Origin of the sequence: Phascolarctobacterium sp. ET69 (genome assembly GCF_023336935.1) — a bacterium.
GTDB lineage: Bacteria > Bacillota > Negativicutes > Acidaminococcales > Acidaminococcaceae > Fusicatenibacter_A > Fusicatenibacter_A intestinipullorum.
The window spans coordinates 121,855-147,222 of the sequence record NZ_JAMBLR010000003.1; the positions used below are offsets into that span (position 1 = coordinate 121,855).

Sequence of the window (25,368 nt, forward strand, 5' to 3'; positions counted from 1 at the left end):
TGCAGGGCAGTGAAAATGTGTAAAAAAGTATCAATTAAGATAAGAGGATTTAAAGGCGCTGCCGCAGAATAATAACAAGGCAGGCAGCGGAGGAGGGATTTATTATGAATTGTGCATTTTGCCCGCATCACAAATGCTACACGGAGGGCCAGAACTGTACAAAATATTCACATGAGGAGGTCTGCGGTTTTTACAGTGAAGATGACCGCAGAATGATGCGTGCCTCATCGGCAACCGAAAGCCGCAACTATATGAAAATGACGCGCCTTGAAGAAAGTGCGTTTTTTGCCAAAGAACTTGGCGTGAAGAAAATAGGCATTGCCTTTTGCATAGGCCTTGCCAACGAAGCGCATTTTTGCGCGCAGTATTTTAAAAACCAGGGCTTTGTGGTGGAATCGGTTTGCTGCAAGGTCTGCTCGGTTGATAAAGATATGCTGGAGCTGGAAAAAATTAAGCCCGGCAAGCATGAAGCAATGTGCAACCCCAGAACGCAGGCGCAGCTTTTAAACAGCGCCGGTACGGAACTGAATTTTATTGTAGGCTTATGCGTTGGGCATGATATGCAGTTTACCATGGCCAGCAAAGCGCCGGTATCGTGCCTTATTACCAAAGACCGCGTGCTTGCCAATAACCCGGCAGGGGCGGTGTACAGCCGTTACTGGCGGCGCAAACTGGGAATTTTAGAGGACGGAACGGTGTAAATAAAAAAAGGTGCAGCGTAATGCTGCATCTTTTGACATTGATAGTTATAAAGGTTATAATAATGAAAGAGAGATAACCTGATGTTGGCGCGTCAGTCCTCTCCTCTGAATTTTTTGAGAATTGAAAGAAAGGCTGCCGGCCACGGTGGCCTTATTTCATTTTAATGCTGTTTAGCGTTTAGCAGAAATAATGGTAGCAACAAGAATACCGAAAGCTACCATTAACGATAACGTTTCGTAAGTGCTCATTGCTTCACCACCTCTCCATAACAGGAGAGAAGCCGACCATCAGATTATCTCATAGGCGATATTATAGCATAATAATATATTTTATAAAAGCGAACAGCAGGCAAATATTTTGCTTGTTGTTTTTTGTTTTATTTGCTTTTTATTTACGTTGCGTCTTTGCATGTACTTTATTATATTTTTATTTACTTTTTTTACTGCTTAATTTAGTATATTCTGACTTTGTATCGTCTTTTGCTTCTACTTTTTATCAAAGATATTATGAAACTTACGGTATTGTAGTATTTAAAAATTACGGTAACATTGTTGTTTTTTGAAAGAAATAATCAAAGTGCGAATTTTGCCAAAACGCGACATTCAAAAAATAGGCAAACCAGAATTAAGGCACTTGCAGCATTGGCCGAGGACTGTTTGAGTTTGCGCAGCAAACGAGTTCCGCAGGCGCTGCAAGTGCCAGCTTATCTATTGCATTTGCCGTTTATTTTTTGTTGGAGCGAAAACTTTTTGGTTACTTTTTAGTTATAAAAAGTAACATGAGTAAAAAGTAAATAGAAAATAATTAAAGTATCATCAAAGACGAAAACTAAAGAATAAACATAACTAATAAAGGAAATGTAGAAAATAAAGCGTAACTGTAAAATCGAAACTCCAAAAACAAATCATTATGGAATTATCTGAAAACTATTTTACAAATGTTCTGACAAATGTTAAAATTAAATTATCATAATAGTGAGGTGGATGTAATGTACGTATTAACTTTACCGGTATTGCGTAAAATGCTGCACACCGCAGCAGTTGACCTGAAAGAAAATGTTCAGTATTTGTGCGAGCTGGACAGCGTTGCCGGTGACGGCGACCACGGCATTGCCATTGGGCATATTGCCGATATTTTAAAATCGCACAGCGACGATACTACCATTGCCACCATGAACCTTCTGCTGGAAGGCATTGGCGACGCATTTATGGGCGTTAATGCAGGCAGCAGCGGCCCGCTTTGGGGCACAATTTTCGCCGGCATGGCAGACGGCATTGACGACCAGCAAGAGCTGACGGAAATTGAGTTTAAGCGTATGTTTGCGCAGGCTAAAGAAGATTTTATGGACGTAAGCAAAGCCAAAGTGGGCGATAAAACTCTGGTAGATGCTTTTTACCCGGCAGTAGGCGCCATTGCCGAAACCGAAGGCAGCATTGAAGCGCTACTGGACGCTGCGGCAGAAGCTGCCAAAAAAGGCGCCGATGCAACGGCAGACATGACCGCTAAATTCGGACGCGCCAAAAATGTTGGCGAACGCAGCCTCGGCCATAAAGACCCGGGCGCCGTATCCATGGCAATTTTCTTTGCCGGGCTTGCCAAAGGCGCAAGAGCATAGTTCTTTAAAAAGCGGCGGCTTTTTAAAAATAAATTACGCATTAATGGAGGTTGTAAACAATGAAAAAATTTATCAATGACCCTGAAAATTTAACATCGGAGCTTTTGGAAGGCCTTGCCCTGAGCAATCCCGACATTGTATCTCTGGAAGACGGCAACCTTGTAGTTAATAAAAAATTAAAAGACGCAGACCGCGTAACAATCGTTACCCTTGGCGGCACCGGCCATGAACCTGCCATCAGCGGTTTTGTAGGCGAAGGCATGATTGATATTTCCGTAGCAGGCAATATTTTTGCAGCCCCCGGCCCGCAGTCCTGCGTTGAAGCCATTAAAATGGCAGATAAAGGCCACGGCGTACTGTTTGTTGTATTAAACCATGCCGGCGATATGCTTACCGGCAACCTGACCATGAAACAGGTTAAAAAACTCGGCATTAAAGTTGCCAAAGTTGTTACCCAGGAAGACGTTGCCAACGCACCGCGCTCCAATGCAGATGACCGCCGCGGTCTGGTTGGCTGCATTCCTCTGTATAAAATTGCCGGTGCTGCCGCAGCACAGGGCAAATCCCTTGAAGAAGTTGCCGAAATCGCTCAGCGCTTTGCCGATAACATGGCAACCATCGCCGTTGCCTGCGTAGGCGCAACTCATCCGGCAACCGGCATGGAAATTGCCAATATTGAAGACGGCATGATGGAAGTTGGCATGGGTCAGCACGGCGAAGGCGGCGGCGGAAGCATGCCGCTGAAATCTGCGGACGAAACCGCCGTTATTATGATGGACGCACTTTTGAAAGACCTTGACGTTAAGAGCGGCGAAAAATTAATGGTTATTATCAACGGCAGCGGCGCAACCACCTTAATGGAACAGCTGATTGTATTCCGCAAATGCCATAAATACCTTGCCGAAAAAGGCATTGAAGTTGTGGCAAGCCATGTAGGCGAACTTTTAACCGTACAGGAAACCGCAGGCTTCCAGATGTTCATTGCCCGCATGGATGACGAACTGACAGCTTTATGGAATGCTCCGTGCCGCACTCCGTATTACAGAAACTAAGGTGAATTACTATGGCAGATAAAGAAGGCAATGTTATAGCAAAAGATTACGGCATCGGCATTAAGCCGCCTGCGCAGACCTTTCATGTAAAAGGGCTGGGGCACGCTGAATGGGGCATGAAAACAAGGCTTTCGCATATTTTTGCGGAAGACGGCCGCACCATTATGCTGGCATTTGACCACGGCTACATTATGGGCAGCACGGCAGGGCTGGAAAGGCTCGATTTGGCAATTCCGCCGCTTATGGAATACGCCGACTGCCTGATGGCAACCCGCGGCGCGCTGCGTGCCTGTATTCCGCCCGACTGCCGCAAGGCCATTGCCCTGCGCTGCACGGCTGATACCTCCGTTTTGAAAGACGATATGAGCCATGGCGTTATCGGTGTCGGCATTGAGGACGCTATCCGCATGAATGCCTCCTGCATGGCAGTACAGTGCTTTGTTGGCGCTGACGGCGAGCTCGGTTCGCTGGAAAATTTAGTGCGCACCGTTGATGCCGGCGAGCGTTACGGCATTCCCGTACTCGGTGTTGTGGCCGTTGGCAAGGAAATGGAACGCACCACGCGCTATTTTGCACTGGCAACACGCCTGCTTGCCGAACTTGGCGCGCACATGATTAAAACCTACTATTGCGAAAACTTCGAGCAGATTACAGCTGCCTGCCCCGTGCCTATCGTTATTGCGGGCGGCAAAAAAATACCCGAACTTGACGCTCTTAAAATGGCGTACCGTGCCATCAGCGAAGGCGCTGCCGGTGTGGACATGGGCCGCAACGTACTGCAGGCCGAAAACCCTGTGGCAATGCTTAAAGCAATCCGCATGGTTATCCATGAAAATGCCAAACCGGAAGAAGCCTATAAAGCTTACGAGCTGATGAAGGAGGAATAACCGATGAAAAAATTTATGCACGTTGGCGTGCCTACCGATAAAGTAATGGAGGGCAGCGTATATGCCGAAGGCATTAAAACCCATATCGTTCCGCCGGAAACCAATGAATTCGGCATTGAATACCTGCGCTTTGAAAAAGACACCCCGCTGCCGCAGGAACTGCAGACCCTTGTGCATGTTGCCTACCAGGTAGATGACATGGACGAGCAGCTTAAAGTCAACCGCGTAGTTGTAGAACCGTGGATGGCCGACGAAAATACCCGCATCGCCTTTATTATGAAGGACGGCATTTTAATGGAATTAATGGAAGTAAAATAATTGCTTACGGATAGGGAACTTGCCGGGCTGGTGCAGGCAGCGCGCCTTTATTACGAAGACGGGCTGACGCAGGCCCAGGTAGCTGTCAAAATAGGCGTGTCGCGCCCGCAGGTAAGCAAAATGCTGGCGCACGCACGCGAAGCAGGCATTGTACACATTGAAATACGTCCACCTGTTGCAGGCGATGCAGAACTTTTAAAACTTTTACAGCAGCGCTTCGGCATTAAAGGCGGCATTGTACTGCCGCAGGCACAGCGCGAAGCACTCTTGCGTGAAACTTCGGAATATCTGGCGGGCGAACTGCGCTACGAAAAAAACATAGGCCTTGGCTGGGGCTATACGCTTGGCGAAATTGCGGGCAAAATGGCTTCTGCCGGAGGGCTTAAAGGCAGCGGCAAAATATTTCCGCTGATTGGCAGAACAGCCATACCAAACCGCGGTTACCGCGTTAACGAACTGGCGCTGCTGCTTGCCGGAGGCACAAGGGAGGCTTTCCGCCTTGAGGCAGAGGCTTTTCCGGGCAGCCGCGAAGCGCGCGACGCCATGGAAGACACGCCGGATTACCGTCAGGCCTTGTCGCTGTGGCAGGATACCACGGCGGCGCTTGTGGAAATACGCGCTTACCCCGGTGTGCCCGATGAAGCGACGGCGCTGCGTTTTGAAGACGCACTGGAGCGTCAGCAGGCTGTTGGCAGTTTGCTTTCGTACTATTTTAATGTACGCGGCGAATTTATCAGCGGCGCAGGCGATTTTGCCGTGCGCGTGCCGCTGAAAACTCTGGGGCAGCTGCCCAAAGTTGTTGCCATAGGCCTTACGGCAGGCAGCAAAGCCGTGCTTGGCGCACTGCGCACAGGCCTTGTAACGCACCTTGTTGTTACCGAAGACATAGCGCGCAAAATATTGCAGAAATAAATACGGCAAAATAAAAACAACCCTCTTGTACAGCAGGTGCAGGAGGGTTGTTTGGCGCTGACGGGTTTATTGTTTATTTATGTAACGGCTGGAGCGCCCGTTGCCGAGGCGTTCAATACTGCCATTTTTTACCATGCTCCCCAAAACAGCTTCTACTGTTGTAGGGCTTATATCCGGCAAAATATTACAAATTTCGGCTTTGGAAATTGGCGTTAATGAATTTAAAACAGTGGCTTCAATACGTGCTTTTTTGGTAACCCGATTACTGTTAATAACAGCAAAACGCTTATTAAGTTCCTGATAACACATATATAAAGTTCCTAAAAAATTCTGCATAAATATAAAATAATCGTTTTTGTTATCTTCCCACCCTTGAGAAGATTCTTTCAGCGCGTCATAGTAAAAAAGTTTTGCATTATTTATCTGTTCTTCAAACGAAATGTACTTACCAATATCGTTGCCTGCTTTATAAAGCAGCAGCAGCGAAAGCAGACGTGACATACGCCCATTGCCGTCCCGGAAAGGGTGTATACAAAGAAAATCCAAAATAACGCAGGGAATTAAAAGCAATTGATTGATGTTCGCGTTATCGCGTGCTTCCATATAAGCAAGTACAAGCTGTTCCATAGCTGCTTCAGTTTGTGCGGCAGGCGTAGGGCGGAAGCATATTTGCCTGTTTCCTTTTGCGTCAATTTCTAAAATTACATTATCTTCTGTTTTAAATTTGCCTGCAAAATCGCTACCGGTATAGGCAAACAGTATGCTATGCAGGCGCAAAATGCTGTTTACAGAAAAAGGTATTTCATTGTAATGCAGATGAATTTCATTCAGCGCATCGCGATAGCCTGCAATTTCGGCTTCATCGTGGTTCAGGGGCGCGCTGTTATGATGTACTATAGCGGCAATGCGCTCATCGCTGGTAATAATGCCTTCTATTGCATTGGAGCTTTTAACTGACTGTACTTTTGCAATACCTTCCAAACTTGCAAAAACGTTTTTAAAATCTGCCTTGCGTACCGCAGATTTTACTGACAGCGAAGCGATATTAGCCGTTAAATTAACAAGATTAGCAGGTAAAAGTCCGTCAGCTAAAAAACCGTAATCAAATTTATGCATAATAAAACCGCCTTAAAAAGAATTATCTGCATATATTTTAGCAGATTATATGCAGATAAGCAAAAAGAACTGCACATAAATAAGGCGTTTTATGTGCAGAAAAGAGAAATGTTAGATTTTAAGAGTTAACTGCGTATTTGAGTTATTTAAATAATATTGGTTTTAATTATATCGCTTCCGGCATACATAATATAATCTATGCCGCTTTCGTGCGCCATTTCTTCGGCAGCGGCTTTCTTTGCTTGTACTACGGTATCGTCAATTTTGTTATCACCTTTAACTTCTATCAGCTGATATGTTCCGTCCGTCATTTTGGCCAAGAAATCAGGGTAGTATTGTCTTATACGTTCAGATTCAGGGTCATAATACCAAACAGATAAATCACCCTGATTAGAAGTAAACATACCGGTAAAATAAACTTCCACAACTTTATCGCTTTTTATGTACTGCCTAAAGCATTCTTTTTCGGGAAGTGAGTCGAAGCAGTAAGTATCGGCGTGGAAACTTTTTTTAACCTGTTCCGCTGTATAACACGAATCAACATTTTTAACCACAAGGTCTGGGTCGGCAGAAAATTCGTAATAACCGGCGTTTTTAGGCTTGTGCAAAAGTACAACTTCTTTATCTTCGCTTTTGCGTGTTGTTATCACTTCAAAAAGCGTGTTAAAGATTTTGGGGATGATGATATCATCAAGAACTTTGTTATACTTGTTTACCGTTTGTAAAATCTGCTCTGTGCCGTCAACCGATTCGTTTAAAATTTTATTGACGAGTATGCACGATATATTAAGGTAACGGGCAATTTCTGCCGTAAGCAGATAGACGCTGTACTTAATATTATTTTGAGCATCATCGATATTTTTTTCTTTTAACGTAGTATCGTCGGCAATGCTGCTGCGCGTGTACATTACGCTGGCGTATTTTGTTAAATCGGTATTGGCAAGCTCAAAATCGACAGGGGCGGCGTAGTCCTTTTTACGCAGACTGTATTCGTGCCATACACGTTTAAGGGTAATTTTACGCGGCGGCGGCAAAACGCGAACCTGATATTTTTGGCGGTTATCTTTAGAGGGGGTTTTTATATCCTCGATAGTTACGTTAAAGTTTTTATTAAGTTCGTCGTTTAAGGTTTTATAGTTTTCTTCAGATAAAAAGATGCTTGCCGTTTGTTTTTCGTCTGTTATGGAACGCAGGCAGCGCATAGTTGCCTGCAAAACAAAAACTTTTGATTTTGGGCTGCGGAACAGCGCCACGCCAAAGAGTGAACGGCAGTTCCAGCCCTCTTTGCCTTTTTCGACAAGGATTATAAACTGTTTTTCGTTGCCGGTACTTTGTGGTTTATCTAAATCGTTAAAGTTTTTAATATCTTCTTCTTTGGTATATTTGCTGTCGCCAACGTTAAATAAAATGGAATTTGTAGAAATTCTCAAATCTGCCAGTATTTTTTCTAAGGCAGGGCGCACTTCGTTTGCAGCTTCGTCTATCGTTGCGGCGTAAATGGCAAGTTTGGGGTTCAAACCTTCGTAGGTTTTGCCGCCGTATTTTTGCCAAAACTGCGTTACGGCAATTTTTAAAAATTCTTCGGTTTTTACGTTTTTGTAAAAAGATGGTTCTGCGTCTTTTAAATAACCGTTCCAGATAGATTCTTTCAGTCCGTAGGCGTATACTACTTCCGGCAGTATCTGTTGTTTTACGTAAGGCGTGCCGGTGTAGTTGTAGCACGCTACAATAGAAGTATTTTCTGCAAGCAGGTTGATAGTATCGCGCAGGCTTGTTTTTTTATTATTGTCGCTGCGGATGGCTTTTTCTAAATCTGCACCGAAAAGATGATGGGCTTCATCTACATATACACCAAGCTGCGGAAGCCGGCACAGCTTTTTAAAGCGCTGGTTTTCCATCAGCGTTGTATCGTCCCAGGCATCGTCATCTGCATCAGTGCCGTAAATTGCTGAAAGCAGGGAAGATGAGTCGTTAAAAAGCGCCTGCGCCGGTTTTTCTTCCGTACGTTTTTTCTTAACGATTATTTTTTGCGTGTTGGAGATGATTATATTAAAATCAGAGCCGTCCATTGTTTGCAGGGTGGTGCCGGTATCGCTTAAAAAGTGAAAGTTGATGTTAGAATTCAAAACATTGGCGTATTCCGGCGGCACTACCTTTGTTTTATCAAATGTCATAATTTCGCGCAGGGAATTAAGTACAGTTTTATCAGGAGCAAAAACAAGCGCGTTATGACAGAAGCGGTTGTCTTTAGGGTATTTTTTGGCAAGCAGAAATTCGTAAAAAATACAGGTTGCCATCAGTATGGTTTTACCAAGTCCCATAGTTAAAGCATAGATATAGTTGGGGTAGGCTTCCTGATACTTTTTCATTTGCTTAAAAAGCTTATCAGTCTGTTCGGCGGCCGGAGCGTCAAACAAAACCATTTCGTTATGCCTGTCTAATTTATAGTACGACGCTTCTGAAAAATTGTTGCGTTTATTGCGCCAGTCATCAAACATTTGATAAACCTGCGCGTTATTCATAAATTCTTTAATAAACACATACATTTCCAGCGCTTCAAACTGTGGTTTGCGCAAAAAGGCGTTGGGGTTTATTTCTTTATCGTTATAAGCCAAAAACTTTTTGGTAAGGCTGTTATAGCGCGAGCGTATTTTGCTGCGGTTTACCGTATAGTAATACCAAAGCTGCGTATTAAACGACAGGGCGGAATCATAAGCTGCTACTTTTTTAGGCATTTAACGCACCTCCGTTTCCAGCGATTCGGAGAGCAAATCGGTAATTTTAACTTTAATCGTGCCCGCGTTTTCGGGAATATCGTAAATGCCTTTAACTAACTGGTTCTTTTCGGGAATATCTATTACGGCAGGTTGCATAACAACGCCGTCGTAGTTCCAGTCAATTATTACGGAGTCCGTCAGCTGTCGCCAATCTTCCACGTAATCCTTTTGCAGCGAAAGCTTCTGCATTAAGTTCATAGGGTAGAAAGAGCGTATTATAAGTTTACCGCCTTCGCGTACAATCTCCGCTTCGGCTTCGCGTTTTAGCTGTAAATCTGTTTTATCGCGCAGAATATCCATAATCTGCACATCTATTTTGTAGTCGGTAAGTTCCTGTTCCAACGCGCCTTTTAAATCCGGTTCGTGGCCCATGCAGACAATGGTAATTTTTTCTACCGCTTCGTTGGGGCTCTCCTGTTTACGTTTTTCGTAAGTTTTATAGGGCAGGTTCACGGTTAATTCTTTTAAATCGGCTTTGGTGGCAATGCGGTTAACCGGCATTATTTTTACCATACGCCCGTCAAGCTCGCCGTCCCAAACTTCGCCTTGCGGAAAGGGCTGTATCTCCAGTGCCTGTATTAAAAGGTCGCGCGCTTCCAGCGGATTGCGGAAGAAATCGTAGTTATTTACGTTGTAAACTTCAAAACCCGTATACTTAACAGGTTCATTTTCAACAAGGTTATTTTGCGCTTTCTGCAAATCTTTAGCGACTGATAACAGACGTTTGGTAGTGGTTTGCACTGCGCCGAGGTTGATATCCGCACCGATAAAACGGCGGCCAAGCTTCATAGCTACTGCCTGCGTAGTGCCGCTGCCCATAAAGCAGTCAAAAACTATGTCGCCGGGATTGGAAGATGCTTTAATAATACGTTCAAGCAATGCTTCTGGCTTTTGGGTAGGATAATTTTGGCGTTCATTAACACCAGATTGTAAACTATTAATATCAGTCCAATAATCTTCAGGAATTTTACCTTGATCAAGATAATATTTATAATATTTTGTTTCACCATTTGAATTTTTTGTGCCATAAACCAGTCTGTATTGTCTTCCGTTTTCGTCTGTTTCTAGTCTACCGCCAAAACTAGTTTTACCAGATTTCATTTCTATTTTTATATCTTCGGAATTAAATATATTTGAATCTTTAACTTTGGAGTAACTGTATATTACATCATGTTTTCTTCCGAACATTTTTTTAGATTTGGCGCCTTGCGAATAGCACCATATAATCTCATTAATAAAATTTGTAGTACTAAAAATTTCTTCTAATAGCATACGTAAATAATGGCTTCTGTGCCAATCGCAATGCAAGTATATGCTGCCAGTATCGGAAAGCAATTCTTTCATTAAAATTAATCGCTCATACATAAATTGTAAATATCCATCATTAGTCCAAATATCACCATATTGTTTTTCTTCAAAAGATGATGAATCGTTTTGTATAGTTTGGTTTTTTAACTTTATTTTCTTTTTATAATCAGCTTTGCTGTCAAAGGGCGGGTCGATATAAATTAAATCAATCTTACCGCGATATTTTTTCAGCAGGTGGCTCATAACTTGAAGATTATCGCCCCAGTAAATTTTATTCAGCCAACCGTTTTGCGTTTCGCCGTAAGTTTCACGCAGCTGCGCCGGGTAATACTGCGTGCTGCGGTAAGGGCGCTTACCAGTCCAGCGTAGTTCCGGGTAACCTTTAATAGTTGGCAGTTCTGCAAATTCAAAAATGGTTTGTTCGTTCTCCATAGTTATAATTCCTCCTGCATTTAATGCTGTGATTGATGCTTTATTTGTTGCCGCAGTAAAAACGGAAGTCACAGTTGCGGCAGATATTAGCGTCGTTTGTACATTTATTAAACTTTTTGTTTATAATTTTATGTACAGTATCGTCAAAAGCCGCTATGGTGCCTTCAACAGCCGTTTTGGTATAGGGAAACGTAACGGTTGGCACACCATCTTCTTCACCGGTGTAGTAAAGGTGCATTTTGCTTACCTTTTTACCAGTACGTTCTTCAACTAAATAGGCGTAAACATGCAGTTGGCGGCGGTATTTTTCTAACAGTTCGCGGGATTTTTCCATATCCGGCTTGCGTTCCGATTTAAAATCGACAATTTCAACCGTATTGTTCTCGCCTTTAATAAGGTCTATCTTGCCTTCGATGATGTAATCAGGCTTTACCAAACTTACATCTACTTCGGCCTGTTGTATGGCCTGCCAGTTGCTATTCTGCCGCTCTGCATAGCGTAAAACCTGTTTAAGGGCAGTATTTTTCTGCGCTTTTGCAAGATAGGAATGTTCAGTTTTTGCAAGCGCCGTGTAATTGCTGTTGAACCATTCGATAATATTTTGTGGAGTTATACTGTTTTCTTCGTGTCTGAGTGCAGCTTTGTGTATATCTTCAATAGTTTGGTGCACAAGCGTGCCGAACAGCATTGCGCCGGTACGCACTGGCATAAATTCAAGTTCTTTATAAAATTTGTACTGCCGGGAGCAGGTTTCATAAACTGTAATATGAGAGGTAAAAGAAAAGGTCTTTTTAATATTGACGTCTTTCACTTCTTTAAAATTAAATTCGGATATATTTAAACAGCCTTTATTTATAGATGGCAGTTCGTTATAAACTTCCCTAAAGTATTTGCTTGGCGTACGGTTATTTTCGTTGCAGGTTAAAATAAGCAAATCCTGCGCACGGGAAAAGGCTGTGTAATATAAGCGCCAAAAATCAAAAAACTTCATCAGTTTGTGCGGCTCAAAAGCCGGGCGTTTAAAATATTTTGTTTCTATTTTAGAAATCAAATCATTATTACGGATGCGCGGATAGTTTTGCAGGGAATCTACAATAACTATTGGAAACTCCATGCCTTTGGATTGATGAATAGTTAAAAACGAAACACAGCCGCTGGGAGCGTATTCAGAATCGTCCTCATATTCGGCAATGCCGCCGTCATAAAGCAGTTTAAGGTAAAGGTTAAAAAACAGTTCTGTGTTCTTGTTAAGGTACTTGGAAGTTAAAACATCAATGTTATGCAGATATTCAAATTTGCCGGTAATCTGCGTAAGCATAGCAAGATTACGGGCAGGACGGATATCAATAATGCCGGAGTCCATATCGGAATCGAGAAATTGCGCGAACGGTTTATACGCAAATAACTGATAGAGTAAACCGGAGTAAGCATAATCGGTAGTGCCCTGTAAATTAAAATGTGTTTTGCCGCGGTTTTGAATAAATTTTAATAAATCTTTATTGTCTGGCTTGGTTGCAGTTTCGTTTGCCAAAATAATACAGCTGCGGAAGTAATCTATGTGGTGCGGTTTTAAAAATTTATAAGCACCGCTTTCAAAACCTTTTACATATTGCGGAAACATAAGCATTAAACAGCCAATGGCAAGGCGTATTTCAAAGCGTTTGAAATACATATCCGAACGCGGAGAATATACGTTGATGTGGTTCTTTTCCAAAAAGTTTGCAAGTGCTGTAACGCGCTCGTGCTTTACGGAATTAAATAAAAAAGCAATCTGGTTATAATCCGTAAGTTTGCCGCTTTCTTTTAAATCAGTAATAAAGCGCAAAATGTTTTCGTGCCATTCGTCAGTATCGTCAAGCGCGGTAAGTTTAACAACTGCCGGGCTTTGCAAACTGCTTTTGGAGTGCGGCTCTATCTGCTTAAAATAGCGGAACTTGTCCCAGTCGAAAGAAAACGACTTTCCTTCCGTGGTAATCATCCATTTGTTGTAAAAATCTACAATATCGCTGTTGGAGCGGTAATTGGTAACAAGCTTAATAACCTGGCATTTGCCGGGCGTAAATTTTTGCGGAAATTCCAGAATGTTGCGGATGGTTGCGCCGCGGAAACGGTACAGACCCTGGTCATCATCACCGACAACGCAGATGTTTTGCTTGCTGCCTGCCAGTAAAAAAACAAACTGTTCCTGTATATAGTTGGTATCCTGATATTCGTCAATCATCAGGTGCGTTATTTGCGCTTGTAGTTTTTCAATAACGGCAGGGTTATTGGTTAAAAGATGATATGTTTCTACTTGAATTGAAGAAAAATCCATCAAATTATTTTCTTCAAGTATTTCTTTGTAGGTTTTTAAAATTATTCCCAGCGTTTTTATGTCTGGGTTGTTGTCTGCTATCAGTGTTTCTGCGGCAACAAGTTCTTCGGAAAGGTTATTTACATAATTACAAATACGTTCTGACTGATTCCAGCTGCCATTTATATCTATTACATTTTCAAAACCCGGTATATTATGGAACTTATTGATATTTTGAAAGACCATGTACTTTTGGTCAAAATCATCAAGCAGCCGGTAATTTTTATGCAGGCGCGTGTATTCCATATTTTCTTTTAACAGGCGCAGGCAGATAGAATGAAACGTACCGATATACATTTCGTTGATATTTGCCGGTATATTTTTAGCCGCAAGTTCGTTGGTGATTCTGGTGATAAGTTCTTTAGCGGCTTTTTCGGTGAAAGTGGCAATAAAAATACTTTCGGGCGCAACATTACATTCAGTGATGAGATAAATAGCTCGCTGGACGAGTGTATAAGTTTTGCCTGTTCCAGGGCCAGCGGTGATTAAAACAGGACCGTCGGCGGTACTTATTGCAAGTTTTTGGTTTTCGTTTGCATTTCCAAAATTAAACATAAAAAAACACCTGACCAAAAAGTGTACTTTATTGTAATTATATCAATTTAAAATGAACATCACAATATCTTTGATTTGCTGATTTTTCCTCACGTAATCTTCTGTAACAGACACCTAAAGTTTTCTTATAATAAAGTACACATTCCTGCAAAAAAACACTTCTGCAAGAATGTTGTACTTTTTGTTGTTTTAGGCGTCATTCCGGCAATTTTAAACTAAGGCTGATTACCATATGATATTTGCTGAAAGCAAAATAAAAAACTCCCGCCAAAGCGGGAGCCTGTTACTGTATTTATAATGCTGTGGAAACGTTTTAACAAGGATATTTAGTTAAATATTTTTATTCAAGGTCTAACTGAAATTTAATTGCTTCCTGAATTTGAGTAATGTATTCAATATCTGTAATTGTGCCAACATAATTTATAAGGCGCTGCTTGTCAACAGCGCGTATTTGGTGTGCTAAAATGATAGAATCTTTCGGTAATTTAGAAATGCTTTGCGGCAGAAAAACTTCATTAGGATATATGGTAGTGTATGAAGCTTTCATACTGGTGATTGGCAAAACAGTAACCTGATTGAGATGATTAGTGCAGTTTGCTGATACAACAATGCACGGACGTGTACCGGCTTGTTCGGAACCGAGTACTGGGTTAAAGTTAATAAAATAAATCTGCCATTGCTTCACCATTCGTCAGTTCCTCCGGGGTAGTCTGTTGCGGCAAAGTCTTTGCATACTTCTTCGCATCTTTCAATGTAGCCCGGGTCATTGGCGGCTTGCTTCATTAAGTTTTCTTTACGCAGTTTTTCAAAAGCTATAATTTTTTCAGAGATAGCTTCACAGCAAAAGCTGCGCATACTGCCAATGCTTTTGTCATCTGCAAGTTTTTTCAACTGATTATATAATGAAGGAGTTAATTCTATATTGATAGTCTTTTTTACTGCAACGGTCATTTTTTTATCTCCTTTCAATTTTATGTTTAAATTATACCATACAAAAAATGACAGGTAAATACAACGTATAGGTGAATGCAGAAAATCAAGGGTGTGTATATTTCAGGATTGTCCTTATAATAAATACAATTATCTGCAAACTGACTGAAAATTTTAAAATTTTGGTTAAGGAAGTTTGTTTTTTATGCGGATAAATGGTAAAATAGATGATAAAATAGTAGTATTGTTGTTTTGAGGGGACATTTTGAAGAATGGAAGGATGGATATTATGAAAAAAAGAGGACTTAAAAAATTTGCTGCAGGCGTAACTTTGCTTTTGGCATTGGGGCTTCTGGCGGGTTGCGGCGGCGAAAAAAAGGAAGCAGGAAGTAAAGCGCAGTTAAACGTAGGTATTGTACAACTGGTAGAACACAGTGCGCTTGATGCCGCCAATAAAGGCTTTGTAGACGGCCTGGCGGAAAAAGGCTTCAAAGAAAACGAGAATGTTGCTATCGACAGGCAGAACGCGCAGGCAGACCAGAGCAATTTGCAGAACATTGCTCACCGCTTTGTCAACAACAAAGTTGATTTAATCTGCGCCATTGCAACTCCTGCCGCGCAGGTTATGGCCAACGCCACGAAGGATATACCCATTGTGGCAACCGCCGTTACGGATTACGAGGCGGCCAAGCTTGTAGCGTCGAACGAAAAACCGGGCGGTAATGTTACCGGCACCAGCGATATGAACCCGATTAAAGAACAGGTTGATTTGCTTTTGAAAATTGTGCCGGATGCCAAAACTATCGGCACCGTTTACTGCTCCAGCGAAGTAAATTCTCAAATTCAGATTGAAATTATGAAAAAAGCGGCTGCTGAACGGGGCGTCAATGTCATGGAAGCAACGGTTTCCACGGTAAACGATATTCAGCAGGCAGCACAGAGCCTTGTAGGGAAGGTTGACGTGGTTTATGTGCCCACTGATAATGTAATTGCATCTTCCATGCCTACTTTGGTTTCCGTTACAGATAACGCAGGGCTTGCGGTTATCTGCGGCGAAGAAGCCCTTGTAAAGGGCGGCGGTCTTGCAACGCTTGGTATTGATTACTACCAGCTCGGTAAGGAAACCGGCGAGATGGCGGCTAAAATTTTAAAAGGTGAAGCCAAACCGGCAGATATGGCAATACAGACTCAGAAGCAGTTTAAAACCGTTGTTAACGAAGCAGGAGCAAAGCGCCTGGGCATTACTATCCCGCAGGATGTGCTGCAAAACGCGGAAATTGTAAAATAACGCGTTGAATGCAGAAAAAAGTTTACCTTAGGGAAGGAATGAGTTATCCATGAAATTATCTAAAAAAGCGCGCGTTTTGGCTGCGGCTTTGGCTTTAACACTTGCCGCCGGTATTATGGGCGGCTGCGGCGGCGATAAAAAAGAGGAAGCTGCTGCTAAAAAAACAGTTAATGTTGGTATTGTACAACTGGTAGAACATGCATCGCTTGATGCTGCAAATAAAGGTTTTGTAGACGGGCTTGCCGCCAACGGCTTCAAAGAAGGCGAAAACGTTGTTTTCGACCGCCAGAATGCACAGGCAGACCAGAGCAACTTACAGAACATTGCCCACCGCTTTGTAAGCAACAAGGTTGATTTAATCTGCGCCATTGCTACGCCCGCGGCACAAACCGCTGCCAACGCAACAAAAGATATTCCTGTTGTATCTACTGCCGTAACCGATTATGAAGCGGCAAAACTCGTTGCTTCCAATGAAAAACCGGGCGGCAACGTTACCGGCACCAGCGATATGAACCCGATTAAAGAACAGCTTGACCTTTTGCTGAAACTTGTGCCGGATGCCAAAGTTGTAGGTACAATTTATTCTTCGAGCGAAGTTAATTCGCAGATGCAGGTAGAGCTTTTAAAGAAATATGCTGCTGAAAGAGGCGTGGAGGTTAAGGAAGCAACCGTTTCCAGTGTTAACGATATTCAGCAGGCGGCACACAGCCTGATTGGCGAAATTGACTGCCTGTACCTGCCTACCGATAATGTTATGGCATCGGCAGTGCCTACGCTGATTAGCGTAACCGAGCCTGCCAAACTGGTTATGACCTGCGGCTGGCCCGATACTGAAGGCAGCGTTGCCGTAATAGGCATTAACTATTATGAGCTTGGCAAACAAACCGGCGAAATGGCAGCCAAAATTTTAAAGGGCGAAGCCAAACCAGCTGAAATGCCTATTGAAACCCAGAAGAAATTTAAGGTTATCGTTAATAAAAAGGTTGCGGAACGCCTTGGCGTAACTGTTCCTGAAGAAATTTTAAAAGCTGCTGAGGCAGAATAAAAAGAGGCACTGCGGGTTTCCCGCCCGGGAAACCCGCTTTTACTGCCTGCTTTGGAGGAGATTAGATGATCGATATTTTAATGCCGACAATAGCACAGGGGCTGTTGTGGGCAATTATGGCGCTGGGCGTTTATATTACGTTCCGCGTGCTTGATATTGCCGATTTGACTGTTGAAGGAAGTTTCCCACTTGGTGCGGCTGTGGCTGCGGCCATGCTTTCGGAAGGTTATTCCGTTTCTGCCGCTTTTGCCTGTGCTGCCGTTGCCGGTATGCTGGCGGGCGTTGCTACCGGTTTTTTACATACCAAACTGAAAATACCGGCGCTGCTGGCAGGTATTTTAACCATGATTGCGCTGTATTCCGTAAACCTGCGCGTTATGGGCAAAGCTAACCTGTCGCTTTTGCGTATTGATACAATTTTTACGGAAATGCAGGCCCTGACAGGCCTTGACAATGTTTATACGGTGCTTGCGGTAGGTGCTGTTTCCGCCCTTATCTGCGTTATTTTTATCTACTGGTTCTTCGGTACGGAAATCGGCGCTGCCATCCGCGCTACCGGCTATAACCAGCAGATGATCCGCGCTCAGGGCGTTGATACCCGCATTACCATTATTCTGGGCCTTTTAATCAGTAATGCGCTGGTTGCCTTAAGCGGCGCGCTGATTGCGCAGAACAATGGCTTTGCCGATGTCGGCATGGGCACCGGTACAATCGTTATCGGCCTCGCGTCCGTTATTATCGGAGAAGTGCTTTTTGGCACCCGCAGCTTTAAAAACTGCCTTATCAGCGTAGTGCTGGGCAGCGTTGTATACCGTATTGTTATTGCAGCGGTACTGCAAATGGGCATGCCGCCTAACGATTTGAAATTGTTTACGGCGCTTCTGGTTGCATTTGCGCTGTCGCTGCCGCTTGTTAAAGACAAGGTCGGCATCAGAAAGGCGGTGAAATAATGCTGCACGTTGAACATATCCATAAAACATTTTTTGCGGGCACCATTAATGAAAAGGTTGCTTTGCAGGATTTATCACTGCACCTTGCGCCCGGCGATTTTGTTACCGTTATCGGCGGCAACGGCGCGGGCAAATCCACTCTGTTAAACTCTATTGCCGGTGTTTTTCCGATTGACAGCGGCAAAATAGTTATCGACGGCGTTGATATTACCAAAACGCCGGAACATAAACGCGCAAAATATATCGGCAGGGTTTTTCAGGACCCGATGATGGGCACTGCTGCCGGCATGATGATTGAAGAAAACCTGGCCATTGCCGCACGCCGCGGCAAAACGCCCGGCCTTAAATGGAGCCTGAACGAAAAAGACCACGACTGGTTTGTGGAAATGCTTAAAGAGCTTGACCTCGGCCTTGAAAATCGCATGACGGCTAAAGTGGGCCTGCTTTCCGGTGGGCAGCGCCAGGCACTGACGCTTTTAATGGCAACAATAAAACGCCCGAAGCTTTTGCTTCTGGACGAACATACGGCGGCGCTCGACCCGAAAACTGCTGCCAAAGTGCTGGCACTTACAGAGCGCATTATTGACCGCGACAAGCTGACGGCGCTGATGATTACGCACAATATGCGCGACGCGCTGAAATACGGCAACCGCCTGATTATGATGTATAACGGGCGTATTCTGGTAGATGTTGCCGGTGAAGAAAAGAAAAACCTTACCACGCAGGATTTGCTTTTGATGTTTGAAAAAGCTGCCGGCAACACGCTTGACAGCGACAGGCTGCTTTTGGGATAAGGAGAAACGCATGGCTGAACTGGAACGGCTGAAACAAATAAAATGCTTTTTGTTCGATATGGACGGTACCATTAATCTGGGTAACACGCTTATTCCCGGCATGGACGCGTTTTTTAAAAAGCTGCGTTCTTACGGCAGGGATTTTTACCTGGTTACCAACAATTCTTCCAAAGGGCACAGCCATTATGTGGAAAAAATGCGCCGCATGGGTATTGAGGTAACGCGCAAAAACGTTTTAATCAGCAGCGATGCTTTTGTATATTATATGCAGCAGGTTAAGCCCGGCGCCAGTTTGTATGTGCTCGGCACCGATTTATTAAAGGAAACCATTATTAAAGGCGGCTTTAAGCTGACGACGCTGCTGGAAGAAAAAACAGATTTTGTGGTTGTCGGTTTTGATATGTCGCTTGATTATGAAAAGCTGGCCATAGCCTGCCGCTTGATTGACCGCGGCGTGCCTTATGTGGCAACTCATCCCGATGTGCGCTGCCCCATTGAAGGCGGCGAGTTTATACCCGACTGCGGTGCCATGATTAAGCTGATTGAAACGGCAACCGGCAAAAAGCCCATTGCCATTACCGGCAAACCCTACCATTACATGGTAGATGTTGTTATGGAACGCACCGGCTATAAAAAAGACGAAATTGCCATGGTTGGCGACCGCCTGAGCACCGACATTGCCTTCGGGCTGAACAACGGCATTTTATCCGTACTTGTTTTAACCGGCGAAGCCACGCTGGAGGATGTGGAAAAGGAAAACATCCACCCCGATATAATTTTGCCGCATGCGGCGGATATAGCAAAATATTTTTAAAAAAATTACCCTGCTTTGAGCAGGGTTTATTTTTATTCTGCCTCATTTTGTTGTATAATTAATGTAGGGAACTTATGCTAAACCTTAAGTTTTGGGAAAGGCAGTGAGAATTATGGATTTTAAAAAAGTTACCTTCTTAAAAGTTTACACCGGTGAAGACGTTATTGTTGAAGATATGCCGCTTTTTAAGGCCGTTATTAAAGAGGCCATGCGCCTTAAACTGGCAGGCGGCACGGTTACGCGCGGCATTGGCGGTTATGCTTCGGTTAAGCGCGGTATCGATTATAAAATCGGTTCGTTCTTTACGGGGCTGCCCAATATGCCGGTAACGGTAGAAATTGTAGATACACGCGAAAATATTGAAAAAATTCTGCCCTGGCTGGAAAAGAATGCCACCAAAGCACTGGTGCTGGTAGAAGAAAGCACCTGCCTGATTACCGATTACATGCGTGAAGAAGAAGCCAAAAAAGCCCAGGAGGCTAATAAATAAAACAACATCCCCGGAGGAAGATGCTGAATGAGAGAATTTTTTGATGTTGCCCTTATCGGCGGCGGTCCTGCCGCCGTTTTTGCTGCTTACGAGTTTTCGTTGAAGTACCCGGAATTAAAAGTGGTTATTCTGGAGGAAGGACACCCCATTGAGCAGCGCAAATGCCCGCTGGCGCAGAAAAAGGTTGACCACTGCCTGCGCTGCGTGCCCTGCGATATTATGCGCGGGTTCGGTGGCGCCGGTGCTTTTTCGGACGGCAAATATAATTTTACAACCGAGTTTGGCGGCTGGCTGAATGAATACCTGCCCCATAATGAAGTTATTGATTTGATTGACTACGTTGATGAGCTGAACTGCCGCCACGGTGCGCCGGGCGAATATTTCAGCACCAAAAACTGCACTATCGGCGCCAAAGCGCTGGGTTACGACCTGCACCTTTTAAATGCCAAGGTAAGGCATCTGGGTACGGAAAACAACCTTATTATAATGGAAAATATTTATAAGCATCTGCTGGAAAACGGCATTGAAATCCGCTGCAACAGCCACGTGGAAAAAATCCTCCGCGAAGGCGAAAGGTTTGTGCTGCCGGTACGCGGCAAGGGCGAAATTGAATGTACTTATTTAATTGCTGCCCCCGGGCGCGCCGGTGCTGAATGGTTTACCGAGCAGTGCAAGGATTTGGGGCTGAGCTTTATTAATAACCAGGTAGATATCGGCGTGCGCGTGGAAGTGCCTGCGCAGGTGTTTAAGCACATCACCGATGAGGTGTACGAGGCCAAGCTTGTGTACCGCACCCAGCGTTACAACGATTTGGTGCGCACCTTCTGCATGAACCCCAACGGCTATGTTGTGGCCGAAAACACCGACGGCATTGTAACGGTTAACGGGCACAGCTACCGCGACCCGAAACTGCACAGCAACAACACCAACTTTGCGCTTTTGGTAAGCAACACCTTTACCGAACCGTTTACCGAGCCACACCAGTACGGCAAGCGCATTGCTTCTTTCAGCAATATGCTGGGCGGAGGCGTGCTTTTGCAGCGTTTCGGCGATTTGATTAACGGACGACGCACCAACGAGCGCCGTTTGAAAAAGAGCTTTACCAAACCTACTTTAAACGCAACCCCGGGCGATTTAAGCCTGGTGCTGCCCAAACGCCAGCTTGACGATATTATCGAAATGATTTACGCGCTGGATAAAATTGCCCCCGGCATGGCCAATGCCGATACGCTTTTGTACGGCGTGGAAGTTAAGTTTTACAGCGCGCGCCTTGAGCTGGACGGCAAACTGGAAACCAAAATACACAACCTGTTTGCCTGCGGCGACGGTGCAGGCATTACGCGCGGGCTTTCGCAGGCCAGTGCCAGCGGCGTGCATGTGGCAAGGCAGATTGGCGAACGCGCCAGAAGCGGCAAATAACTGAACGGGCGGGAAGATAAACATGGTAACACCGTTAATAAGCATGCTCGGAATTACCAAAAAATTTCCGGGCGTTATAGCCAACAATAAAATAGATTTAGAATTATACCCCGGCGAAGTGCATGCGCTGCTGGGCGAAAACGGCAGCGGCAAAAGTACGCTGATGAGCATTTTAACCGGGCTTTACCAGCCAACGGAAGGCAAAATACTGGTTGACGGCAAGGAAACGCAGTTTTCTTCGCCGGCGGACGCCATTGCAAGCGGCATTGGCATGGTGCACCAGCATTTTAAGCTGATTGAATCCTTCACCGTGGCGGAAAACATTGCCTTAAGCGATACGCACGGCAGCTTTAAGCTGGATATGGCGCAGCTGGAGGCCGACATTGAAGAATTAAGCAGTTACTACGGCTTAAAAATAGACCCGCATGCCTTTGTATGGCAGCTTGGCGTCGGCGAAAAGCAGCGCGTGGAAATTCTGCGTATGCTGTACCACAAAAGCCGGGTGCTGATACTTGACGAACCTACGGCGGTGCTGACGCCGCAGGAAACGCGCGAGCTGTTTGCCAACCTGCGCAAAATGGCCGACAACGGCTGCGCGGTAGTGTTTATTTCGCACAAGCTGAACGAAGTTGAAGAACTGGCAGACCGCATTACCGTTCTGCGCGGCGGCGTGGTAAGCGGACGCATGGAAAAAAGCGAAATCAACCGCGGCGCGCTGATACAAATGATGGTTGGGCGCGAGCTTAACACCAACTATCCGCATAAGCCTGCCGGTAGCGGCGATGTGGTTTTAAAACTGGAAAAAATATCCGCCCTTGGCGATATGCACACGCTGGCGCTTGACAATGTGAGCTTTGAAATACGCGCGGGCGAAATTTATGGCATTGCCGGCGTAAGCGGCAACGGTCAGCGTGAGCTGGCGGAGGTTATTGCCGGTATGCGCCTTTCCATGGGCGGCAAAATGTATTACCGCGGGCAGGATTTTACCAACAAACCGCCGCGTGCCAAAATTGAAGCAGGCATCAGCTATGTGCCGGAGGACCGCCTTGGCACCGGCCTTGCGCCGAACTTAAACAGCGTTGAAAACATTATTTTAAAGGAATACAACGGGCGTTTTGCCGAAGGCTGGCGCATTAAATGGCAGGCAGCCGTAAGCGCCGCCAAACATATTGTTGAAGAATTTGACATTAAGCAGGGCAGCATTTACCAGCCGGTAAAAATGATGAGCGGCGGCAATATCCAGAAACTGCTTTTGGGGCGCGAAATTGCAGCAAAACCGCAGCTGATGGTAGTGCTGTACCCCGTGCGCGGGCTGGATATCGGTGCGATTGAAGCCGTACATAAGCTGCTTTTAAAACTTAAAGAAGAAAATACGGCGATACTTCTGGTATCGGAAGAACTGGAAGAACTTGCAGCTCTGGCAGACCGCGTGGGCGTTATGTTTGCAGGTAAGCTGATGGGTGAATTTGCCGTGCAGGATATGGATATTGAAAAAATCGGCGCGCTGATGGCCGGTGTAACGGATAACGGAGGTGAGGGCAAATGAAGGTAGTTCTGGAAAAACGCCTGGAACAAAGCCTGAAAGCGCAAATCGGCCTGCCCGTACTTTCGGCGCTGATGGCACTGGTTTTTTGCGGCGTATTCTTTGCCCTTACCGGCAAAGACCCGCTTCTGGTATATGAGAGCATGTTCAGCGGCGCGCTGGGTAACGATTACGGCCTTTCGGAAACTTTCGTAAAAATGATTCCGATAGCGCTGTGCGCACTTGGCATTGCCGTTGCGTTCCGCATGCAGATTTGGAATATCGGCGCGGAAGGCCAGTTTTACATGGGCGCCTGCGCTGCAACCTGGGTGCCGCTTAATTTTCCCGATTTGCCTGCGGCAGTTATGCTGCCCGCAATGTTTATTTTGGGCGCGCTGGCAGGCGGCTTGTGGGGCCTTGTTGCGGGCTGGTTTAAAACAAAATGGCTGGTTAACGAACTTATCAGCACTTTAATGATGAACTACATTGCCATTTTGTGGGTGGATTATCTGGTATACGGCGACTGGCGCGACCCTAACGGGCTGAACTTCCCTTTAACGGCGGCGTTCCCGGATGCGGCGATGCTGCCGAGCTTCGGCGATTTGCGCGTACACGCCGGTATTTTTGTAGTGTTTATTGCGGCGGCAGTGTTTACGGTGCTGTTTAAAAGCTCGCGCTGGGGCTATGAAACAATGGTTATCGGCTCCAACCCGGCGGCAGCGCGCTATGCCGGTATGGATATCGCACGCAATGTGCTTATTGCCATGTTTATCAGCGGCGCGGTATGCGGGCTTGCAGGCATGGTGGAAGTTTCGGGCATTGTTGGCAAGCTGCAGCATGGCATCAGCCCGGGCTACGGTTACACTGCCATTATTATAGCGTGGCTGGCGCGTTTGAACCCGCCCGCCATTATTCTGGTATCTTTTCTGTTTGCAGTTATTCACGTGGGCGGCTTTATGCTGCAAACAATGGGCATTTCCGCAGCGGCGGCAACCATGCTGCAGGGCGCGGTGCTGTTTTTCGTGGTTGGCACGGAAATTTTTACCGGCTACAAACTGCGTATTGTGAAAGGCGGTGCTGAAAATGAGTGAAGATTTTATCGTTTCGTTGCTGGCTGCCGCCATCACTATGGGCACGCCTCTTTTGTACGCAGCTTTGGGCGAAGTTATCTGCGAGCGCAGCGGTGTTATTAACCTCGGTGTTGAAGGCATGATGCTTATCGGCGCCTGCACCGGTTTTATTGCGGGCAACAGCTTCGGCAGCCCGTGGGCAGGTGTTGCGGCGGCTGTTGTTGCTGGCGCGCTTCTGGCGCTTATCCACGCGTTTTTAACCGTAACCCTGCGTGCCAACCAGGTTGTAAGCGGCCTTGCTGTAACCTTGTTCGGCACCGGGCTCAGCGGTTACCTAGGGCAGGATTACGTAGGCCAGCCTGCCGCTGCGGTGTTTGGCAAAATTGCCGTGCCGCTTTTAAGCGATATTCCCATTATCGGCAGCATACTGTTTAAGCAGGATGCGCTGGTGTATATAAGTTATTTTTTGGTGCCGCTTGCGGCGTGGTATTTTTACAAAACGCGCAGCGGGCTGTTTCTGCGTGCTATGGGCGAAAACCCTGCGGCGGTAGATGCGGCAGGCATTAATGTTTTCGGGCTGCGCTATTTATACATTGTAGTTGGCGGCGCGCTGGCGGGTGTTGCCGGTGCGTACCTGTCGCTTGCCTATGCCCCCAGCTGGCTGGAGAACATGACGGCGGGCCGCGGCTGGATTGCCGTTGCGCTTGTAATTTTTGCCCTGTGGGACCCCTGGCGCGCCATGGCAGGTTCGTATCTTTTCGGCGGCATAGATGCACTGGGCTTTAATTTGCAGGTGCTCGGCGTGCCGGTATCGGGCTTTATACTTAATATGCTGCCGTACATTTTTACGGTGCTGGTGCTTGTGCTGGTGTTAAAACGCCGCGGCGGACGCAGCGCATCCCCGCAGGCTCTGGGCCTTTCGTATGACCGTGAGGAAAGATAACCGTAAAAATTTACCGCTTTGCAGGATTTTATTAAAAAAAGTAGAACATTTTAAAACATAAAAGATATGGCAAAAG

At 45.4% G+C, this 25,368-nt stretch carries 23 protein-coding genes; 16 read left to right on the forward strand and 7 right to left on the reverse strand.

From position 1 onward, the window contains the following. Positions 1-104: 104 nt before the first annotated feature. On the forward strand, positions 105-701 hold the full coding sequence (locus M3079_RS05800) for a DUF1847 domain-containing protein (protein ID WP_249077889.1): 597 nt from the start codon (positions 105-107) through the stop codon (positions 699-701). 171 nt (positions 702-872) lie between these two features. On the opposite strand, the gene M3079_RS09470 is transcribed toward M3079_RS05800, so the two are convergent. Beyond that, positions 873-950, reverse strand: a complete 78-nt coding sequence (locus tag M3079_RS09470; protein ID WP_349293352.1) for a putative holin-like toxin — start codon at positions 948-950, stop codon at positions 873-875. Positions 951-1,690: 740 nt separating this feature from the next. On the opposite strand from M3079_RS09470, the gene M3079_RS05805 reads away from it, so the two are divergent. Genes M3079_RS05805 through M3079_RS05825 form a run of 5 tightly spaced genes read left to right on the forward strand, consistent with a single transcriptional unit; the run spans position 1,691 to position 5,486 of the window. Then, a complete protein-coding gene (locus tag M3079_RS05805) occupies positions 1,691-2,317 on the forward strand; it encodes a DAK2 domain-containing protein (protein WP_249077892.1) in 627 nt (208 codons plus the stop codon). A gap of 59 nt (positions 2,318-2,376) precedes the next feature. Continuing rightward, complete coding sequence (locus tag M3079_RS05810; RefSeq protein ID WP_249077895.1) at positions 2,377-3,369, forward strand: dihydroxyacetone kinase subunit DhaK; 993 nt, start codon at positions 2,377-2,379, stop codon at positions 3,367-3,369. Positions 3,370-3,380: 11 nt separating this feature from the next. Then, positions 3,381-4,256, forward strand: coding sequence for a 3-hydroxy-5-phosphonooxypentane-2,4-dione thiolase (gene lsrF, locus M3079_RS05815; protein ID WP_249077897.1), 876 nt, complete (start codon positions 3,381-3,383; stop codon positions 4,254-4,256). Positions 4,257-4,259: 3 nt separating this feature from the next. Then, the gene (locus M3079_RS05820; protein WP_249077899.1) at positions 4,260-4,574 is read left to right on the forward strand and encodes a hypothetical protein; all 315 of its coding nucleotides are present in this window, start codon (positions 4,260-4,262) and stop codon (positions 4,572-4,574) included. Next, on the forward strand, positions 4,575-5,486 hold the full coding sequence (locus M3079_RS05825) for a sugar-binding domain-containing protein (protein WP_249077901.1): 912 nt from the start codon (positions 4,575-4,577) through the stop codon (positions 5,484-5,486). It abuts the gene before it with no gap. A 66-nt stretch (positions 5,487-5,552) separates the two neighbouring features. Here M3079_RS05825 and M3079_RS05830 read toward each other — a convergent pair whose 3' ends face one another. The 6 genes from M3079_RS05830 to M3079_RS05855 all read right to left on the reverse strand — a co-directional run bounded on the left by M3079_RS05830 (position 5,553) and on the right by M3079_RS05855 (position 14,978). After that, a complete protein-coding gene (locus tag M3079_RS05830; protein WP_249077903.1) occupies positions 5,553-6,602 on the reverse strand; it encodes a Fic family protein in 1,050 nt (349 codons plus the stop codon). 146 nt (positions 6,603-6,748) lie between these two features. Next, complete coding sequence (locus M3079_RS05835; protein ID WP_249077904.1) at positions 6,749-9,337, reverse strand: TnsA endonuclease N-terminal domain-containing protein; 2,589 nt, start codon at positions 9,335-9,337, stop codon at positions 6,749-6,751. Next, entirely contained in the window at positions 9,338-11,119 is a 1,782-nt protein-coding gene (locus M3079_RS05840) for a site-specific DNA-methyltransferase (RefSeq protein WP_249077906.1), read from the reverse strand. It lies immediately after the preceding gene. Between the two features lie 40 nt (positions 11,120-11,159). Next, positions 11,160-14,027, reverse strand: coding sequence for an ATP-dependent DNA helicase (locus M3079_RS05845; RefSeq protein ID WP_249077908.1), 2,868 nt, complete (start codon positions 14,025-14,027; stop codon positions 11,160-11,162). Between the two features lie 340 nt (positions 14,028-14,367). Beyond that, positions 14,368-14,715 (reverse strand): type II toxin-antitoxin system PemK/MazF family toxin, encoded by a 348-nt coding sequence (locus M3079_RS05850; RefSeq protein WP_249077910.1) that lies wholly within the window; start codon positions 14,713-14,715, stop codon positions 14,368-14,370. Then, the gene (locus tag M3079_RS05855) at positions 14,709-14,978 is read right to left on the reverse strand and encodes a hypothetical protein (RefSeq protein WP_249077912.1); all 270 of its coding nucleotides are present in this window, start codon (positions 14,976-14,978) and stop codon (positions 14,709-14,711) included. Before M3079_RS05855 ends, M3079_RS05850 begins: the two co-directional genes overlap by 7 nt. A 268-nt stretch (positions 14,979-15,246) precedes the next feature. Here M3079_RS05855 and M3079_RS05860 point away from each other — a divergent pair, with 268 nt between their 5' ends. From M3079_RS05860 to M3079_RS05905, 10 genes are all read left to right on the forward strand, one after another. After that, entirely contained in the window at positions 15,247-16,245 is a 999-nt protein-coding gene (locus M3079_RS05860; protein WP_044896770.1) for an ABC transporter substrate-binding protein, read from the forward strand. Positions 16,246-16,294: 49 nt separating this feature from the next. Continuing rightward, positions 16,295-17,290, forward strand: a complete 996-nt coding sequence (locus tag M3079_RS05865) for an ABC transporter substrate-binding protein (protein ID WP_021715851.1) — start codon at positions 16,295-16,297, stop codon at positions 17,288-17,290. 68 nt (positions 17,291-17,358) lie between these two features. Further along, positions 17,359-18,240 carry an ABC transporter permease gene (locus M3079_RS05870; RefSeq protein WP_349293353.1) on the forward strand — a complete coding sequence of 294 codons (882 nt, stop codon included), beginning with the start codon at positions 17,359-17,361 and terminating at the stop codon, positions 18,238-18,240. Beyond that, positions 18,240-19,034: an ABC transporter ATP-binding protein gene (locus M3079_RS05875; RefSeq protein ID WP_249077913.1), complete on the forward strand. Its 795-nt coding sequence runs from the start codon at positions 18,240-18,242 to the stop codon at positions 19,032-19,034. The genes M3079_RS05870 and M3079_RS05875 overlap by 1 nt, the downstream gene beginning before the upstream one ends. Positions 19,035-19,044: 10 nt before the next feature. Beyond that, positions 19,045-19,848, forward strand: coding sequence for an HAD-IIA family hydrolase (locus M3079_RS05880; RefSeq protein ID WP_249077915.1), 804 nt, complete (start codon positions 19,045-19,047; stop codon positions 19,846-19,848). 112 nt (positions 19,849-19,960) lie between these two features. Continuing rightward, positions 19,961-20,338: a DUF190 domain-containing protein gene (locus M3079_RS05885; protein WP_021715847.1), complete on the forward strand. Its 378-nt coding sequence runs from the start codon at positions 19,961-19,963 to the stop codon at positions 20,336-20,338. Between the two features lie 27 nt (positions 20,339-20,365). Then, positions 20,366-21,757: an NAD(P)/FAD-dependent oxidoreductase gene (locus tag M3079_RS05890; RefSeq protein WP_249077916.1), complete on the forward strand. Its 1,392-nt coding sequence runs from the start codon at positions 20,366-20,368 to the stop codon at positions 21,755-21,757. Positions 21,758-21,779: 22 nt separating this feature from the next. After that, positions 21,780-23,303, forward strand: coding sequence for an ABC transporter ATP-binding protein (locus M3079_RS05895; protein ID WP_249077917.1), 1,524 nt, complete (start codon positions 21,780-21,782; stop codon positions 23,301-23,303). Continuing rightward, entirely contained in the window at positions 23,300-24,370 is a 1,071-nt protein-coding gene (locus M3079_RS05900) for an ABC transporter permease (protein ID WP_249077919.1), read from the forward strand. Before M3079_RS05895 ends, M3079_RS05900 begins: the two co-directional genes overlap by 4 nt. Then, positions 24,363-25,292, forward strand: a complete 930-nt coding sequence (locus M3079_RS05905; RefSeq protein WP_249077921.1) for an ABC transporter permease — start codon at positions 24,363-24,365, stop codon at positions 25,290-25,292. The genes M3079_RS05900 and M3079_RS05905 overlap by 8 nt, the downstream gene beginning before the upstream one ends. Positions 25,293-25,368: the final 76 nt, after the last annotated feature.

Excerpts from the sequence above, each read along its gene's own strand:
- M3079_RS05800 (WP_249077889.1), top strand. The coding sequence starts at position 105 with ATGAATTGTGCATTTTGCCCGCATCACAAATGCTACACGGAGGGCCAG.
- M3079_RS09470 (WP_349293352.1), bottom strand. The coding sequence starts at position 950 with ATGAGCACTTACGAAACGTTATCGTTAATGGTAGCTTTCGGTATTCTT.
- M3079_RS05805 (WP_249077892.1), top strand. The coding sequence starts at position 1,691 with ATGTACGTATTAACTTTACCGGTATTGCGTAAAATGCTGCACACCGCA.
- M3079_RS05810 (WP_249077895.1), top strand. The coding sequence starts at position 2,377 with ATGAAAAAATTTATCAATGACCCTGAAAATTTAACATCGGAGCTTTTG.
- lsrF (WP_249077897.1), top strand. The coding sequence starts at position 3,381 with ATGGCAGATAAAGAAGGCAATGTTATAGCAAAAGATTACGGCATCGGC.
- M3079_RS05820 (WP_249077899.1), top strand. The coding sequence starts at position 4,260 with ATGAAAAAATTTATGCACGTTGGCGTGCCTACCGATAAAGTAATGGAG.
- M3079_RS05830 (WP_249077903.1), bottom strand. The coding sequence starts at position 6,602 with ATGCATAAATTTGATTACGGTTTTTTAGCTGACGGACTTTTACCTGCT.
- M3079_RS05835 (WP_249077904.1), bottom strand. The coding sequence starts at position 9,337 with ATGCCTAAAAAAGTAGCAGCTTATGATTCCGCCCTGTCGTTTAATACG.
- M3079_RS05840 (WP_249077906.1), bottom strand. The coding sequence starts at position 11,119 with ATGGAGAACGAACAAACCATTTTTGAATTTGCAGAACTGCCAACTATT.
- M3079_RS05845 (WP_249077908.1), bottom strand. The coding sequence starts at position 14,027 with ATGTTTAATTTTGGAAATGCAAACGAAAACCAAAAACTTGCAATAAGT.
- M3079_RS05850 (WP_249077910.1), bottom strand. The coding sequence starts at position 14,715 with ATGGTGAAGCAATGGCAGATTTATTTTATTAACTTTAACCCAGTACTC.
- M3079_RS05855 (WP_249077912.1), bottom strand. The coding sequence starts at position 14,978 with ATGACCGTTGCAGTAAAAAAGACTATCAATATAGAATTAACTCCTTCA.
- M3079_RS05860 (WP_044896770.1), top strand. The coding sequence starts at position 15,247 with ATGAAAAAAAGAGGACTTAAAAAATTTGCTGCAGGCGTAACTTTGCTT.
- M3079_RS05865 (WP_021715851.1), top strand. The coding sequence starts at position 16,295 with ATGAAATTATCTAAAAAAGCGCGCGTTTTGGCTGCGGCTTTGGCTTTA.
- M3079_RS05875 (WP_249077913.1), top strand. The coding sequence starts at position 18,240 with ATGCTGCACGTTGAACATATCCATAAAACATTTTTTGCGGGCACCATT.
- M3079_RS05880 (WP_249077915.1), top strand. The coding sequence starts at position 19,045 with ATGGCTGAACTGGAACGGCTGAAACAAATAAAATGCTTTTTGTTCGAT.
- M3079_RS05885 (WP_021715847.1), top strand. The coding sequence starts at position 19,961 with ATGGATTTTAAAAAAGTTACCTTCTTAAAAGTTTACACCGGTGAAGAC.
- M3079_RS05890 (WP_249077916.1), top strand. The coding sequence starts at position 20,366 with ATGAGAGAATTTTTTGATGTTGCCCTTATCGGCGGCGGTCCTGCCGCC.
- M3079_RS05895 (WP_249077917.1), top strand. The coding sequence starts at position 21,780 with ATGGTAACACCGTTAATAAGCATGCTCGGAATTACCAAAAAATTTCCG.
- M3079_RS05900 (WP_249077919.1), top strand. The coding sequence starts at position 23,300 with ATGAAGGTAGTTCTGGAAAAACGCCTGGAACAAAGCCTGAAAGCGCAA.
- M3079_RS05905 (WP_249077921.1), top strand. The coding sequence starts at position 24,363 with ATGAGTGAAGATTTTATCGTTTCGTTGCTGGCTGCCGCCATCACTATG.